The 14,391-nt window shown below is 70.5% G+C and carries 14 protein-coding genes; 11 read left to right on the top strand and 3 right to left on the bottom strand.

Going from position 1 to position 14,391, the window contains the following annotated elements:
- Nucleotides 1-5 precede the first annotated feature (5 nt).
- The 9 genes from proC (at nt 6) to ccsB (ending at nt 10,190) form a co-directional block, all read left to right on the top strand.
- The gene (gene proC / locus IE195_RS01240; protein ID WP_191266969.1) at nt 6-800 is read left to right on the top strand and encodes a pyrroline-5-carboxylate reductase; all 795 of its coding nucleotides are present in this window, start codon (nt 6-8) and stop codon (nt 798-800) included.
- 567 nt (nt 801-1,367) lie between these two features.
- Nucleotides 1,368-2,906, top strand: a complete 1,539-nt coding sequence (locus IE195_RS01235) for a DUF1109 domain-containing protein (protein WP_191266967.1) — start codon at nt 1,368-1,370, stop codon at nt 2,904-2,906.
- A gap of 219 nt (nt 2,907-3,125) precedes the next feature.
- On the top strand, nt 3,126-4,286 hold the full coding sequence (locus IE195_RS01230) for an acetoin utilization protein AcuC (protein ID WP_191268029.1): 1,161 nt from the start codon (nt 3,126-3,128) through the stop codon (nt 4,284-4,286).
- 207 nt (nt 4,287-4,493) lie between these two features.
- Nucleotides 4,494-5,291 (top strand): phosphatase, encoded by a 798-nt coding sequence (locus IE195_RS01225; protein ID WP_191266965.1) that lies wholly within the window; start codon nt 4,494-4,496, stop codon nt 5,289-5,291.
- A 257-nt stretch (nt 5,292-5,548) separates the two neighbouring features.
- Nucleotides 5,549-5,752 (top strand): helix-turn-helix domain-containing protein, encoded by a 204-nt coding sequence (locus tag IE195_RS01220; protein ID WP_013155995.1) that lies wholly within the window; start codon nt 5,549-5,551, stop codon nt 5,750-5,752.
- A 263-nt stretch (nt 5,753-6,015) separates the two neighbouring features.
- Complete coding sequence (locus IE195_RS01215) at nt 6,016-6,747, top strand: TlpA family protein disulfide reductase (protein WP_191268028.1); 732 nt, start codon at nt 6,016-6,018, stop codon at nt 6,745-6,747.
- On the top strand, nt 6,747-7,568 hold the full coding sequence (locus tag IE195_RS01210) for a cytochrome c biogenesis CcdA family protein (RefSeq protein ID WP_191266963.1): 822 nt from the start codon (nt 6,747-6,749) through the stop codon (nt 7,566-7,568). The genes IE195_RS01215 and IE195_RS01210 overlap by 1 nt, the downstream gene beginning before the upstream one ends.
- Before the next feature lies 1 nt (nt 7,569).
- On the top strand, nt 7,570-9,198 hold the full coding sequence (gene resB, locus IE195_RS01205) for a cytochrome c biogenesis protein ResB (protein WP_191266959.1): 1,629 nt from the start codon (nt 7,570-7,572) through the stop codon (nt 9,196-9,198).
- Entirely contained in the window at nt 9,195-10,190 is a 996-nt protein-coding gene (ccsB, locus tag IE195_RS01200) for a c-type cytochrome biogenesis protein CcsB (RefSeq protein WP_191266955.1), read from the top strand. The genes resB and ccsB overlap by 4 nt, the downstream gene beginning before the upstream one ends.
- Nucleotides 10,191-10,209: 19 nt before the next feature.
- On the opposite strand, the gene IE195_RS01195 is transcribed toward ccsB, so the two are convergent.
- On the bottom strand, nt 10,210-11,205 hold the full coding sequence (locus IE195_RS01195) for a LacI family DNA-binding transcriptional regulator (RefSeq protein ID WP_191266952.1): 996 nt from the start codon (nt 11,203-11,205) through the stop codon (nt 10,210-10,212).
- Nucleotides 11,206-11,442: 237 nt separating this feature from the next.
- Here IE195_RS01195 and IE195_RS01190 point away from each other — a divergent pair, with 237 nt between their 5' ends.
- Nucleotides 11,443-12,759, top strand: a complete 1,317-nt coding sequence (locus tag IE195_RS01190; RefSeq protein ID WP_191266950.1) for a pectate lyase family protein — start codon at nt 11,443-11,445, stop codon at nt 12,757-12,759.
- A 142-nt stretch (nt 12,760-12,901) separates the two neighbouring features.
- Here IE195_RS01190 and IE195_RS01185 read toward each other — a convergent pair whose 3' ends face one another.
- Both IE195_RS01185 and IE195_RS01180 read right to left on the bottom strand, forming a co-directional pair.
- Nucleotides 12,902-13,252: a PLD nuclease N-terminal domain-containing protein gene (locus IE195_RS01185; RefSeq protein WP_191266948.1), complete on the bottom strand. Its 351-nt coding sequence runs from the start codon at nt 13,250-13,252 to the stop codon at nt 12,902-12,904.
- A 118-nt stretch (nt 13,253-13,370) separates the two neighbouring features.
- The gene (locus IE195_RS01180; RefSeq protein ID WP_017535950.1) at nt 13,371-13,571 is read right to left on the bottom strand and encodes a BldC family transcriptional regulator; all 201 of its coding nucleotides are present in this window, start codon (nt 13,569-13,571) and stop codon (nt 13,371-13,373) included.
- Nucleotides 13,572-13,984: 413 nt separating this feature from the next.
- Between IE195_RS01180 and IE195_RS01175 the strand changes: the two genes are divergently transcribed.
- A complete protein-coding gene (locus IE195_RS01175; RefSeq protein ID WP_191266946.1) occupies nt 13,985-14,350 on the top strand; it encodes a DUF4229 domain-containing protein in 366 nt (121 codons plus the stop codon).
- Nucleotides 14,351-14,391 lie beyond the last annotated feature (41 nt).

Below are 14,391 nucleotides of genomic sequence, written 5' to 3'. Positions count from 1 at the left end.
CCCACATGATCGCGATCATCGGTGCAGGAAAGATGGGCGAGGCGCTGCTCGCCGGGCTGCTGGCCAAGGGCCACACACCGGAGGACGTGCTCGTCACGGAGCCGCGCGCGGAGCACGCGCGGGAGCTGCGCGGCCGCTACGGGATCGAGACGGTTCCGGCGCAGGACGCCGCCAAACGGGCGGACACCCTGCTGTTGGCCCTCAAACCGCAGGACATGCTCGCCCTGTTGGACGACATCTCCCCGCATCTGGGCCGTGAGCACCTGGTCATCTCGGTGGCCGCCGGGCTGACCACGGTCGTCCTGGAGAGTCACCTGCACCCGGGGGTGCCGGTCGTGCGCGCGATGCCCAACACCCCGGCGCTCATGGGCAGGGGGATGACCGCCGTCTCCGGCGGGGCCCACACCGAAGCCGCCCACCTGGACCGGGCGGAGGAGTTGCTGGGCGCGGTCGGCGAGGTGCTCCGGGTCGGTGAACAGCACATGGACACGGTCACCGCCATCTCCGGCAGCGGGCCGGCCTACTTCTACTTCATCGCCGAGACCATGATCGAGGCCGGGGTCGCCATGGGTATGCCCCGTGTCACTGCGCAGCAGCTCGTGGGTCAGACGATGACCGGAGCCGCGGCCATGCTCGACGGTTCGGGCGAGCACCCGGTGGTGTTGCGGGAAGCCGTCACCTCTCCGGGGGGCACCACCGCCGCCGCCCTACGTGAACTGGAACGACACGGGGTGCGTACCGCCTTCACCGACGCGATCGAGGCGGCCCGGGACCGGAGCAGGGCGCTCTCCGAGAGCTGAACCACGGCTCTCGTGATGCATGTCACACAGAAATTTCCAGCCGTGATGGTCATGGGGCGCCGGACGCCGCGTCACACCAGGTGCATAAAGTCGGAATAAGAGGGGGCTGACCCTCCTGTCTCCTCTCCTGTGTACGTGTTCGCATCCTCCTGATTCCGGGGCCCCATGACAACTCCTCAACCCCCTTCGGACCCTTCCCACCAGCCCGGACAATCCGGGCCTCCCGCCACGCCGCCCCATGTCCCGAGCGGCCCGCAGAGTCCCGTTGGGGGCGCCCCGACGGGAGGCGGTCCCGCACCCCAGAACCCGTCCGGCGGTCAACCGCCGATCGGGCCGCCGCCGAGCGGACCCCCGAGCGGACCGCCACCAGGGGGCCCGCCCCCCGGCGGCATGCCCCCGGCGGGCCCGCCTCCCGGCGGGACCCCCTCCGGCGGAAACCCCGCGGGCGGTCCGCCGCCCCCGGGTCAGTTCGGCGGGCCGCCTCCCGGCGGACCCCCCTCGGGGCCGAACCCGCCGTTCGGCCCGCCCCCGGGCGGAATGCCTCCCGGCGGTATGCCCCCGGGCGGGATGCCCCCCGGCGGTCCGCCGCCCCCGGGTCAGTTCGGCGGGCCGCCGCCACCGCCGCCCCTGCCCCCGCTCGGCCTCTTCAAGTCGAAGTCCGGTCTGCGTGCGGCCCTGATGAACCTGTCCGGCGTCGGCGCGGGCTACTTCTACCTGCGCAGCTGGGTGTTCTTCGGGATCAACCTGGCCGTCACCCTCGGCCTGCTGGTCGCCGCCGCCATCATGGGCGCCGCCGACGACCTGCTCATCTGGGCCCCGGCGATCCTGGTCTGGATCCTGATCACGGCCGTCCACGGCCTCTTCGCGGGCCGGGCCCACGACCGGCGCCTCCTGGCCCGGGGCGAACAGCCCCCGGCCAAACCCGTGACGCTCGTGCTGGCGGCCTGCCTCGCCCTGGTGATGGCCGTCTCGCTCCTCGGCGTCTGGCAGACCGGCGAGTGGCGGCTGCGCGTGGCCGACGCCGCCCACGCACGCGGCGACTGCGACACCGCCATCGACGTCTACGGCCAGGTGGAGAGCGGCTTCCAGCTCTCCATGTCGCCGTCGCTGATGGACCGGGCGCGCTCCGGCAGTGAGGCCTGCCAGATCCTGAGCCGGGCCCAGTCCGACGTGGACAACGAGGCCTTCGACCACGCACTGGAGTCCTACAGCGACTACTTCGCCCACGAGGCCTCCCGTTGGGAGGACACCGACGGCAGCATCGCCGACATCCACCTCGACTACGCCTCCCAGCTCGCGGCCGACGCCGACGAGCTCTACAGCGGCGAGGTGACCGAGGAGGTCAGGGAGACCTTCCGGCAGGCCCAGGAGACCTACGCCTTCGTCGCCGAGGACTTCTCCGACACCCCGGCCGCCGCCGAGGTCCCCGCCGCCCTGAACGACCTGTACGACCTGGCGACCGGTGACTACTCCGCGGAGAGCTGGTGCTCGGCCTCCGACCAGATCGGGATGTTCGACGACCTCAGCTGGGACGCGGCCCCCGAGATCGCCGACCGCATCGAGGAGGAGCGCCCCGACGCCGCCCTCAAGTGCGGCTGGGCCCAGGTCGACGCGGGCGACTTCGACGACGCCGAGGCGCGCGCGGACTTCCTCACCGCCGAGTACCCGGACCACGAGGCCGACGAGGTCGAGGACCTGGTCCGGCACGTCGGTGCGGGCCGGATCGAGGAGGAGATGGACACCGCGGTCCTTCTCGGCGAGAGCGACCTCGACGCGGCCGCCTACAGCACCGGCGGCGGCGACAAGGTCTCCGTCGAGTACGTGAACTACACCGACGAGGAGATGCGCTTCCTCTACGTGGGCCCGGACGCGGTGCACGGGGAGGTCATCATCGAGCCCTGTGAGGACTGCGACGTCTCCTCCCCGCCGACCGACACCTCCTGCATGAGCGACCCCAACGCCATGGACCTGACGCTGGACCCGGGCAAGTACCGGATCGTGATCGGCTCGACCGAGAACCTGTTCGACCGCCCCCTGCACGGCGACGTCGACATGAAGGCCGGGGAGACCTACGCGGACTGCTTCTACCGCGGTGAGGCGGACTGACCCGACCCCTCCTCCCCGTCGGCCCCGTGGGGCGCCGGCGGACCACGGCCCGGGCCCCGGCGTGAAGCACCCCTTCGCGCCGGGGCCCCGCCCCTCCCCCGGAGATCGGACGCCCCGGCGTCCTGCCCCCGCCGCGGCCTTGCGTACTGTGTGCTTCGGAGCACGCACACCTGGAACGGGGGTCACCACATGGGAGGGCGCACGTCCTGCTCGCTTCGGGTGGCATGGGACGACGGACTCACCGCCTACGACTTCGGTCCGCAGCACCCGATGGCACCGATCCGAGTCGAGCTGACCATGGCGCTCAGCCGCGAACTCGGGGTCTTCGACGGGGCGGGGGTCGACCTGCTGGACGTCGAACCGGCCTCCGACGAACTCCTCTCCCTGGTGCACGACCCCTCCTACGTCGAGGCGGTCAAACGGGCGGGCCGGACCCTGGAACCGGACGACGCCCACATGCTCGGAACCGCGGACAACCCGGTCTTCCGTGACATGCACGAGGCCTCCGCGCTGATCTCCGGCGCCTCGGTGGCCGCCGCCAAGGCCGTGTGGACCGGCCAGAGCGCGCACGCCGCCAACATCGCCGGCGGCCTCCACCACGCCATGCACGGCAACGCGTGGGGGTTCTGCGTCTACAACGACCCCGCGCTGGCCATCGCCTGGCTCCTGGAACAGGGCGCCAAGCGCGTCGCCTACGTCGACGTGGACGTCCACCACGGCGACGGCGTCCAGAATGCCTTCTACGACGACCCGCGGGTCCTCACCATCAGCCTCCACGAGTCCCCGGCGACCCTCTTCCCCGGCACCGGCCACGCCTCGGAGGTCGGCGGACCGGGCGCGGAGGGGTACGCGGTCAACGTCGCCCTGCCCGCCGGGACCGGCGACACCGGCTGGCACCGCGCCTTCGACGCGGTCGTCCCGCCTCTTCTGCACGAGTTCCAGCCCGAGATCCTGGTGACCCAGCAGGGCTGTGACACCCACGCCCTCGACCCCCTGGCCAACCTGACGCTGAGCGTGGACGGCCAGCGCCGGGCCTACGAGGAGCTGCACAGGCTGGCGCGCAAGACCGCGGGCGGTCGCTGGCTGCTGTTCGGGGGCGGCGGCTACGGCCTCGTCCACGTAGTCCCCAGGGCCTGGACCCATCTGCTGGCCGAGGCCGCGGGTTCCCCCGTGGACCCGGAGCGGGAGACCCCGCAGGAGTGGCGCGACTTCGTGCGCCGGCGCACCGGTGAACTGGCCCCGCTCTACATGACCGACGGCCGCGAGGTCTCCTTCACCCCCTTCGAGCGCGGGTACGACCCCGGCGACCCCGTGGACCGGGCCATCCACGCCACCCGCACCGCCGTCTTCCCCAGCCACGGGATCGACCCGACCCTCTGAGTCCGCTCGGGTCGGCCCCCGACCGGGTCCCCGGGCGGCGTCGGAGCGGCCCGCCCGGTCACACCCCGGTGAAATATCCCAGATCGCCGCGTGGCGCGCGTTCAGCGGGTAGGAAGAGGATGAATACCGGGCGAACAGGAGTCGACGTCGTGGCGGTCGCGCGGCGTTTCACGAAGCTCGCCGCGCTGACGAGGAAGGGGAACGCAGGTGACGCCGCCGACACGCGCTGAACTCATCACCTATCTGGTTCGCACGGGGATTGCGGGGCACGTCGACACCCCACGGCAGAACAACCTGCGTCACTACCGGAGACTCGTGCAGAAGGACCCGTACCACCAGTTCGGGCTGACCTTCTCCCAGGACTGGACCGTCTCGGAGGTCCTCGCCCTGATGAACAAGCGCTGCGGTGTGGTGGGGGACGAGGAGTACGTCTGGGGGATCGACACGATCGACCCGGACCTGACCATCGACGCCCTGGAGGCCCTCGCGGACCGGTTCGCACTGGCCGCCGAGCGCCAGGAGACGGTCATGTTCGCCACCGGCCACCCCCGCAACCTCCGGGAGACCTACCGGGACTGGAAGGACGCCCTGTCCGGCCGCGGGTGCAAGGTCATCACCGCGGCGGGGGGCTACTCCTACGAGGTGACCACGGAACGGCCCCCCAACCGCCGGATCGTGGTCTGGCGGGACGAGGTGGCGCTGGTGACGGACGGGCACCTCCCCCGGCACAGCCACCACCCCTTCGCCATGCGGGCCATCCTGGCGGAGCTCGCCGATCGGGACGAGCCATGGCCGCAGTTGGTCATCGCGGACCACGGGTTCGCGGGGGCCGCGGCGGAGGCGGGGGTGCCCACGATGGGCTTCGCCGACTGCAACGACCCCGCGCTCTTTCTCGCCGAGCACGAGGGGAAACTACTGGTCACGGTGCCTTTGGACGATGGTTATCTGCCCGAGGACTATGCCCCTCTGCGCGATTACGTCCTGGCCCGCGCGGGCCTTGTCTGAGTAGGGCCGACCATTTATACCCACCGTTAAACCTCATCTGACCCGTGGTCAACGTATGGCGCTGAAGACAGCACGAACGACCTTCCGTAGACGGGAACTCGGCTCTACTCTGAAAACGGACGTGTCAGTAGTGACAGCACGACACGCTGGCGTGTCGGTGGGACGGGCACAGTTTCCGGGGTCGCCCAACCACTGCCGGGCACGCCAGGGCTGAACGGTAGACAAATGCTCACGTCCGGGAATGAGGGCGTCGGAAGATGAACGGGAGCAAGCCGCCTCTCGAAGAGGTCAGGTTCCTGACCGTGGCGGAGGTCGCCACGATCATGCGTGTGTCCAAGATGACCGTTTACCGAATGGTGCACTCGGGAGTTCTCCCCGCGATCCGTGTGGGGCGTTCCTACCGGGTACCCGAGCGAGCCGTGCACGACTACCTCCGCGAGGCTTTCGTCGAGGCTGGTTGACAGGGCCGGGCCGGACCCGGGTGCGGGGCTCACACGCCCAGCGCCCGGTCCGCCGATCATCAGGGGGCGGTGACTCCCCGACATCGCCCCCGTAAGGGGTCCACTTCGCCGAGTGCTGCTCCGCGCCCTTGCGCCGGGGCGGCCGAGCGGTCCCCAGGGCATCTACTACACTTTGTCGTTGTTGTAGTCCGCCCTGTTCACACCGCGTTCGCGAGGTTCCCTCGATGCCCAGTACCAGCGCAGGTACACGACGCCGCCGCGCCGTGCCGCGCCTGTCGGCCGCGGCGCTGGCCGCCGTCCTCGCCCTGTCCGGCTGCGCCGGAGGCAACGAGATCGAGTCCGGCGGCGAGGAGGACCGGTTCATTTCCGGTGACGGCAGCGCCACCGTCTTCGAGACCGGCGAGCGCGAAGCGGTTCCCGACGTCACCGGGACCACCTTCGACGGCGGCGAGATCTCCCTGAGCGACTACTCGGGCGAGATCCTCGTGCTCAACGTGTGGGCCAGCTGGTGCGGCCCCTGCCGGGCCGAACAGCCCGTCCTGGACGAGGTGTACACCGAGTACGGCGGCCTCGGGGTGGACTTCCTCGGTGTGAACATCAAGGACGACGAGACCGCCGCGCTGGCCTACACCGACAACAAGGACGTGCCCTACCCGAGCCTGTACGACCAGCCCGGAGAGATCCCGCAGGCCTTCCGGGACACCGTCCCGCCCCGGGCGATCCCCAGCACCCTGGTCATCGACCCCGACGGCAACATCGCCGCCCGCGTCATCGGCCCCACCACCTACGGCCAGCTCACCGGTCTCCTCGACCCGCTGGTGGTCGAGTTCGCCTTCGGCGACCCCGAGGAGCGCCCCCGCGTCTCCGAGCAGGAGGGCTACGGCGAGGGCTACGGCGAGGGCGGCGCCGGGGAAGGCGCCGACGAGGCCCCGGAGACCGCCGACGAGACCGACCAGGACGCCGCCGACGGTGCTCCGGACGGGGACGGCGACTGATGGACCCGATCGGCACCACCGTCCTGACCGGCTCCCTCCTCCTCGCCGCGCCCCTCGCCCTCGCCGCCGGACTGGTCTCCTTCCTCTCCCCCTGCGTGCTCCCGCTCGTCCCCGGCTACCTGTCGTACGTGTCCGGCATGAGCGGGACCCAGGTCCGGGAACGGGAGGAGAGCACCGCGGCCGGAGGGGGCGGTGCCGCGGCCACCCGTACGGTCGCCGACATCGACGCCGAGCTCGCGCAGCGCCGGTGGACGATGGTCACCGGCAGCGTCCTGTTCATCGCGGGCTTCAGCTTCGTCTTCGTCGCGGTCGGCGGGTTCATCGGCTGGCTCGGCGACCTCCTCATGGACTACACCGACCCCGTCACCCGGGTGCTCGGTGCGCTCACCGTCGTCCTCGGCCTGGCCTTCATGGGCCTCCTGCCGGGGTTCGGCCGCGAGTTCCGTTTCCACCGCCTGCCCCGCGCCGGGCTGGCCGGGGCGCCCCTGCTCGGTGTCCTCTTCGGCCTGGGCTGGACCCCGTGCATCGGTCCCACCCTGGCCGCCGTCCAGACGCTCGCCTTCGTCGAGGGGGGCGCGGGCCGGGGGATGCTCCTGTCCCTCGTCTACTGCGTCGGGCTGGGCCTGCCGTTCATCCTCGCCTCGCTGCTCTACCGGCGCGCGTTGAACGCGTTCGGATGGCTCAAACGCCACACCCGCACGGTCACGGTGTTCGGCGGTGTCATGCTCGTCCTGGTCGGCCTCGCCATGGTGACCGGCCTCTGGACGCAGATGACCACCGCCATGCAGGGCTGGGCCGCAAACTTCCAGACGGTGATCTGACTTGACCACGACCACGTCCGAGAACTCGGAGAACACGTCCGGGGGACAGCAGCCCCCCGGGAACCGGCCCAAGGGCCTGGGCGCCATCGGCTGGGCGCGCTGGGTCTGGCGCACCCTCACCTCGATGCGCACCGCCCTGATCCTGCTCTTCCTGCTGGCGCTGGGGGCGATCCCGGGCTCGATCCTGCCGCAGAACGTGGTCAGCGTCGACGAGGTGAACGCCTACTTCCGGGAGAACCCGGAGCTGGCGCCCTGGCTGGACCGCCTCTACCTCTTCGACGTCTTCTCCTCGCCCTGGTACGGCGCGATCTACCTGCTGCTCTTCGTCTCCCTGGCCGGGTGCGTGCTCCCACGCGCCCTCGTGCACGCCAAAGCGGTCCGGGCGCGGCCGGTGCCCACCCCGCGCAACCTCGGCCGGATGCCCTACGTGGCCCGGTTCAGCACCGACGCCTCACCCGAGACAGCGCTGGAGCGGGTCGGCGGAGTACTCAGGGGGTACCGGACCGAACGGTACGGCGACTCGGTCTCCGCGGAGACCGGCTACCTTCGCGAGGTCGGGAACGTGCTGTTCCACCTCGCCCTGCTCGCCCTGCTGCTGGCCCTCGCGGCCGGGGCGTTCTTCGGCTACCGCGGCAACATGCTGATCGTCGAGGGCGACGGGTTCGCCAACACGCTGCCGTCCTACGACGCGGTCTACCCGGGCCACTGGACCGACACCGACCAGTTCGAGCCCTTCACGATGCACCTCGACAGCTTCGAGGCCAGCTTCATCGAGGAGGGCGACCTGCGCGGGCAGGCCGAGTCCTACGTCGCCGAGGTCACCTACACGGAGGCTCCCGGGGAGCCGGAGCGGCAGCACAGACTGGAGGTGAACCACCCGCTGAGCGTGGACGGCGTCCAGGTCTACCTGCTCGGGCACGGCTACGCCCCGGAGTTCGAGGTCCGCAACGCCGACGGCGACGTGGTCTTCGACCAGGCGGTCCCGTTCCTGCACCGCGAGACCAGGAGCTACACCTCCGACGGTGTCATCAAGGTCCCGGACACCGGCGGCGAGGAGATCGGTTTCGTCGGGGTCTTCCTGCCCACGGCCGCCGAGGACGCCGAGGGCGAACTGACCTCGACCTTCCCCGGTCCGGAGAACCCCGCGGTGACCCTGGAGGCCTACCGGGGCGACCTGGGGATGTCCGAGCCGCAGTCGGTCTACCAGCTCCGGACCACGGGGATGGAGGAGCTCGGCGAATCACCCGTGATGGCCGTCGGCGACACCTGGGAACTGCCCGAGGAGGCCGGTTCGGTCACCTTCAAGGGTTACAAGCAGTACGCCACCCTCCAGAGCAACCGGGACGGGGCCCGGCTGCCCGCCCTGGGCGCGGCCACCACGGCCGTGGCCGGTCTGCTCCTCACCCTCTTCGTGCGCCCGCGCCGGGTGTGGGTGCGCGCCACGCGGGGAGCGGACGGCCGCACCCGGGTGGAGCTGGCCGGGCTCGGCAAAACCGAGGCGGCCGGTGACAACTCCGAGTTCCACGAGATCACCAAACAGCTTGCCGGACGGCTCCGGAGCGAGTCCGACGACAACCCCCGCACACCATCCGACCCGCCAGAGTCGACGACAAGAGGGAGTGACCGGTGACGTACACACTCGCCGGACCGGTGGACGAAACGATGGCGTCGGCCAGTGACACGTTGATCATCGCGATGATCGTGGCGTACGCGGCCGCACTGTTCCTCTTCGCCATCGAGGCCGCCTACGGACGACGCACCAGGCTCAGGGCAGGCCGGCTCATGCCGGTGGGCGCCGGGGCCGTCGAGAACGCCGACGACGGCGACATCGAGGTCGAGGTCCGCACCTCGGAGGGCACGGCCCAGGCCTCCCAGAGCGTTCTGGGCAGGATCGCCCTGGGCGTGACCGCGCTGGGCTTCGCGTTCAGCGTCGCGCAGGTCGTCACCCGGGGGCTGGCCGCGGGCCGCTGGCCCTGGGGCAACATGTTCGAGTTCGTCGTGGCGATGTGCCTGGTGGCCGTCGGCGCGCTGCTCTACGCCTCCTGGCGCTACCAGGCCCGCTTCCTCGGCGCCTTCGTACTCGTCCCGGTGCTGCTCCTGCTGGGCATCGGGGTTCGCTGGCTGTACGTCGACCCGGGCCCGCTCATCCCCGCGCTCCACTCCTACTGGGTCCCGATCCACGTGACCGCCGTGATCATCGCGGGCGGGGCCTTCATGGTCTCCGGTGTCACGGGCGTCACCTATCTCGTCGCGCACCGGGCCGAGGCCAGGCGCGCCCTGGGAGAGAAGGTCGCCGGTATCGCCGGTCGCCTGCCCAGCTCCGAGCTGCTCGACCGCATCTCGCACCGGTTCATCCTGTTCGCCTTCCCGCTGTGGACCTTCGGCGTCATCGCCGGTTCCATCTGGGCCGACGAGGCATGGGGCCGGTTCTGGGGCTGGGACCCCAAGGAGGTCTGGTCCTTCATCTCCTGGGTGGTCTACGCCGCATACCTGCACGCCCGGGCCACGGGTGGATGGCGCGGTCCGAAGGCGACGTGGATCAACGTGATCGGTTTCCTGACCGTCATGTTCAACTTCTTCGCCGTGAACTACATGTTCAGCGGCCTGCACTCCTACGCGTAGTCCTCCGGGCCGCACGGACTCAGTCGACCGCGCCGACCCCTCGGGGCGGCGCGGTCGACTCGCGTACGACCAGACCGGTCTCCAACGAGACAGTCCCGGGGGGGTCCCCGGCCCCCACGGCCTGGAGCAGCAGGTCGACGGCTCCGCGCCCGGCGGCCGACACCGGCATCTCCACCGTGGTCAGGGCCGGACTGCAGTACTGGGCCACGTGGCTGTTGTCCACGCCGACCACGCTCAGGTCCCCGGGTACCGACAGGCCCAGCCCGGCAGCCTGCCGCACCAGACCGAAGGCCATCAGGTCGTTGTGGGCCAGCACGGCACTCGCCCCGCTGGCCGCGACCTCCTCGGCGGCGGACCGGCCGCCCTCCTCCGTCGGCGGGTTGGGGCCTATCCGCTGGAGGAGCACCCCCCGTTCGGCGGCGAGCCCCTCGGCGGCGCGTTCGATCTCCCGACTGGTCCAGGCCGTGTGCGGCCCCGTCGCCAGGGCGATCTCCCGGTGGCCCAGCCCGAGGAGGTGATCGAGGGCCTGTCGGGCACCGGAACCGACGTCCATCAGGACCCCCGGGACCCCGCGGAGCCGTCGGTTGACGACAACCAGCGGGAGCTCGCGGGAGAGTTCGGCGATGACGCGGTTGGCCAGCCGCGGTGCGACCAACAGGACACCGTCCACCTGCTTGGCCATGGACCGGACCAGTTCCTCCTCCACCTCCGGCCGCTCGTCGGTGTCGGCGACGAAGACGTGGTAGTCGCGCTCCCTGGCCTGGGCCTGGGCGGACTTGACCAGCGGCGGGAAGAAGGGGTTGGCGATGTCGGCGACGATCAGCCCGAGGTTGCCGGTCCTGCTGGTGGACAGGGCCCTGGCGGCGCGGTTGGGCCGGTAGCCGAGCGCGTCCGCGGCCGCGAGCACCCGGGCGCGGGTGTCCGGGCTGACCAGGTGGGCCGCGGAGAGGGTGCGCGAGACGGTGGAGACGTGCACCCCGCTCACCCGGGCCACGTCCCTGATGGTGACGGCCACCGGGGCCTCCGTTCCGCCGACTGTTCTCGCTGCCTCGACAATACGGCAATCGTTTGTCGGATGTCAGCCCGGTCGACATACGTCCTGTTTGTCATTCCTGCTGGCTCAACGACTGTTTTTCCTTCTTTTCCAGTCGAAACGCGGCTGAAAGAGGGTTGACGGGGGTGACAAATGCGGAGAGATACTTGCAAACGTTTGCAGGTATGTGCTCAGGACCCCCGACCAAGGAGCAGACAGATGCGAAGGTTCGTCCCACCTCTGGCCCTGGCGGCCGCACTGGTCGCCACCACCGCCGCCCCGGCCGCGGCGGACCCCGTCGACGACCCCCGCGGCATCGGCCGCCAGACCCTGTCCGAGGGCGACGGCTGGGGGTCGGCGGGCAACGGGACGACCGGCGGTTCCGAGGCGTCCCCGGAGAACGTCCACCGGGTCTCCACCCTGGCGGAGTTCCGCGCGGCGGTGGGTGAGCGGGACGGGGACACCCCGGTGATCGTCTACGTCGAGGGCGTCATCGACGCCAACACCGCCCCGGACGGGACAGCCCTGAGCTGTGAGGACTACGCGGTGGACGGTTACACCCAGGAGGACTACCTCGCCGAGTACGACCCGGACACCTGGGGCTGGAGGGACCCCGAGGGCCCGCTGGAGGAGGCCCGGGCCGCCTCGTCGGCCGTCCAGGCCGAACAGATCCGGGTCGCGGTCGGTTCCAACACCACCATCGTGGGGGTGGGGGACGACGCCACCATCACCGGGATGAACCTGCGGGTCCACAACGCGGACAACGTCATCCTGCGCAACCTCACCTTCTCCGACGCTCACGACTGCTTCCCCGGCTGGGACCCGGGCGACGGGGGCGGCGGCAACTGGAACTCCGAGTACGACCAGGTCGAGGTCTCCGGATCCACCAACGTGTGGGTGGACCACAACACCTTCGACGACGGCGACAACCCCGGCAGCGAACTTCCCGAGTACTTCGGCCGCAAGTACGAGGTGCACGACGGCCTGCTCGACATCGTGCGGGCCACCGACCTCGTCACGGTCTCCCGGAACCACTTCGAGGGTCGGGACAAGGCGATGCTGCTGGGCAACAGCGACGGCCGTACGACCGACCGGGGCTACCTGCGGGTGACCTGGCGCCACAACCACTTCGACGGCCTGGGGGAGCGGGCGCCGCGTGTGCGCTACGGCCAGGTACACGTGCACAACAACTACTACACGGTCCGGGACCCGGAGCACTTCGGCTACAGCCTGGGGGTGGGAAAGGAGTCGCACCTGTACGCGGAGAACAACCTCTTCGACCTCCACGACGGGATCGGGGCCGGTGAGCTGCTGCGCAACTGGGGCGGCACCGACATCGTGGAGCACGGGAACGTCCTGCTGACCGAGGGGTCCGGACGGCTCACCCCGGTCGACCTGGTCGCCGAGCACAACGCCCTCCGGCCGGACGACCAGCTCGGGACCGGACTGACCTGGGTGCCGCAGCTGGTGGACGAGGTGGAGCCGGTGCACGCGGTCCGGGGGCTGCCCCGGTCGGTGGGGGCCGGGCTCCTGTAGCCCCCGGTCCGGCGGCCGGGCGCCCCCGACTCCAAGGGTCCCGCCCGGGAACGGCGGTGGGGCCGTACCCGCCCGGGTACGGCCCCACCGTCTGTTGTTTGCGAAGCCCTTCAGCAGATGCCGTTCGGCGGTACCGCGTGGACTACTCCTCCGGGTCGATCCGACGGTTCAGGCGTCGGAGGAACTCCGGATCGTCGTCGGGGCCGAGCGGGTGCGGGCTGTCCGAGGGCTTGGCGAAGTCTGACGGGTCGAGGTCGTCCACGGACGCGGCCTGCTCCGGAGAGGGCGTGCCACCAACGGAGGCGGGCCTGCGCGGACGGCCGAGGAAGAGCCACAGGATCGAGCCGACGGGCATGAACAGTGCGATGACGACCAGCCACAGGACCTTCGGAAGGTTCCGAGCCTCCTGGGCAGGGGTGGTCAACGCGTCGAAGAACGCGTACACCCACAGAACGATCGATACGAGCGTGATCAGGCCACCGAGCCACACCATGCTTCCAGCCTACTCTTGCTGTCGACTCCGCACAGCCGGGTGCGCCTGCCCAGAGGTGCGGGAGACCGCGCGGATCGTCGGGTCCGGGGCCGTCGGGGGCGTGTCGGACGCCGGTCGGTCAGGGGGTACTCTCGCTCGGCTCTCCGAGCAGGAGGGCGCGTACCTCGGACTCCCGGAAACGGCGGTGGCCGCCGGGCGTCCGAATGCTGCTGATTCGCCCGGAGGCGGCCCAGCGGGTGACGGTCTTGGGATCAACCCGGAAGAGTGAGGCCACTTCCCCGGGGGTCAACAGGCGTTCGCTTGCTCGTTCCACCTTCACATTCCCCCAATCGTGCCCGCCTGGACTGAGGGGGCGGCGGGCGTTTGATCCCCTAGTGTGCACGAGTTGGTCCGTTTCCTCCCTAGTTTTCGGAGAAATTGCTCCGCTGGGGGGAGGAGTGGGAGATATGTGATCGGAACGTGATGTTCGGGCCCTGCTGTCGGGATTGGAAACATCCCATGACTATCCGAATCCGATGACGATCACGCCCGGTCCGGCCTGCGGTGGAACACACCCCGCCCTGGTGCGCGCCGACGGAGGCACACCCTTAACCTGGAGGTAAGGGCTGCCTGATGCGGAACGCCATCCCTTCGACCGTGGTCGTGCGACTCGGCCGACCACATGCGTGATCATGCGCGGGCGGGTGCGCCGACCAATCTAGTGCAGGTAATCGTCTGTTGTGAGGCTTTTTGATGCGTAGCTGGCTGACCTACACCGCCGCCCGCCTGGCGCTGTTCGCGGGCGCCTTCGGAGTCGTCTACCTCTTCGGCGCGAGGTCGTGGGTCGCGCTGATCCTCGCGTGGGTGGTCAGCGGCCTCGCCTCCTACGTCCTGCTCTCGAAGTGGCGCGACCAGATGTCGGCGTCGGTCGTCGACTGGTCGAAGAAGCGCCAGGACAGGGCGGTGGGCACCCGGCTCTCCGGAGGTGCCGCCCGCGAGGACGAGATCCAGGACGAGCTCCTGGAGGCCCGGGGGGCGGAGGGGTCCGAGGCCGCCCCCGCCGAGGGCGCCGGGGCCGCTGCCGCGGAGGGTACCGGGGCCGCCGAGGCCAGGAACTGACGGACGGGCAGGCCCCGCTTTCCGCGGAGCCGCCCCTCCCG

Origin of the sequence: Nocardiopsis terrae, assembly GCF_014651695.1 — a bacterium.
In the GTDB taxonomy this organism is placed as follows: domain Bacteria; phylum Actinomycetota; class Actinomycetes; order Streptosporangiales; family Streptosporangiaceae; genus Nocardiopsis; species Nocardiopsis terrae.
Note: the sequence above shows the minus strand (reverse complement) of the source record. Positions and strands in the feature narration are given on the sequence as shown.

Excerpts from the sequence above, each read along its gene's own strand:
- IE195_RS01210 (WP_191266963.1), top strand. The coding sequence starts at position 6,747 with ATGGACCCGATCGGCACCACCGTCCTGACCGGCTCCCTCCTCCTCGCC.
- IE195_RS01235 (WP_191266967.1), top strand. The coding sequence starts at position 1,368 with ATGCCCCCCGGCGGTCCGCCGCCCCCGGGTCAGTTCGGCGGGCCGCCG.
- proC (WP_191266969.1), top strand. The coding sequence starts at position 6 with ATGATCGCGATCATCGGTGCAGGAAAGATGGGCGAGGCGCTGCTCGCC.
- IE195_RS01185 (WP_191266948.1), bottom strand. The coding sequence starts at position 13,252 with ATGGTGTGGCTCGGTGGCCTGATCACGCTCGTATCGATCGTTCTGTGG.
- IE195_RS01190 (WP_191266950.1), top strand. The coding sequence starts at position 11,443 with ATGCGAAGGTTCGTCCCACCTCTGGCCCTGGCGGCCGCACTGGTCGCC.
- IE195_RS01175 (WP_191266946.1), top strand. The coding sequence starts at position 13,985 with ATGCGTAGCTGGCTGACCTACACCGCCGCCCGCCTGGCGCTGTTCGCG.
- IE195_RS01220 (WP_013155995.1), top strand. The coding sequence starts at position 5,549 with ATGAACGGGAGCAAGCCGCCTCTCGAAGAGGTCAGGTTCCTGACCGTG.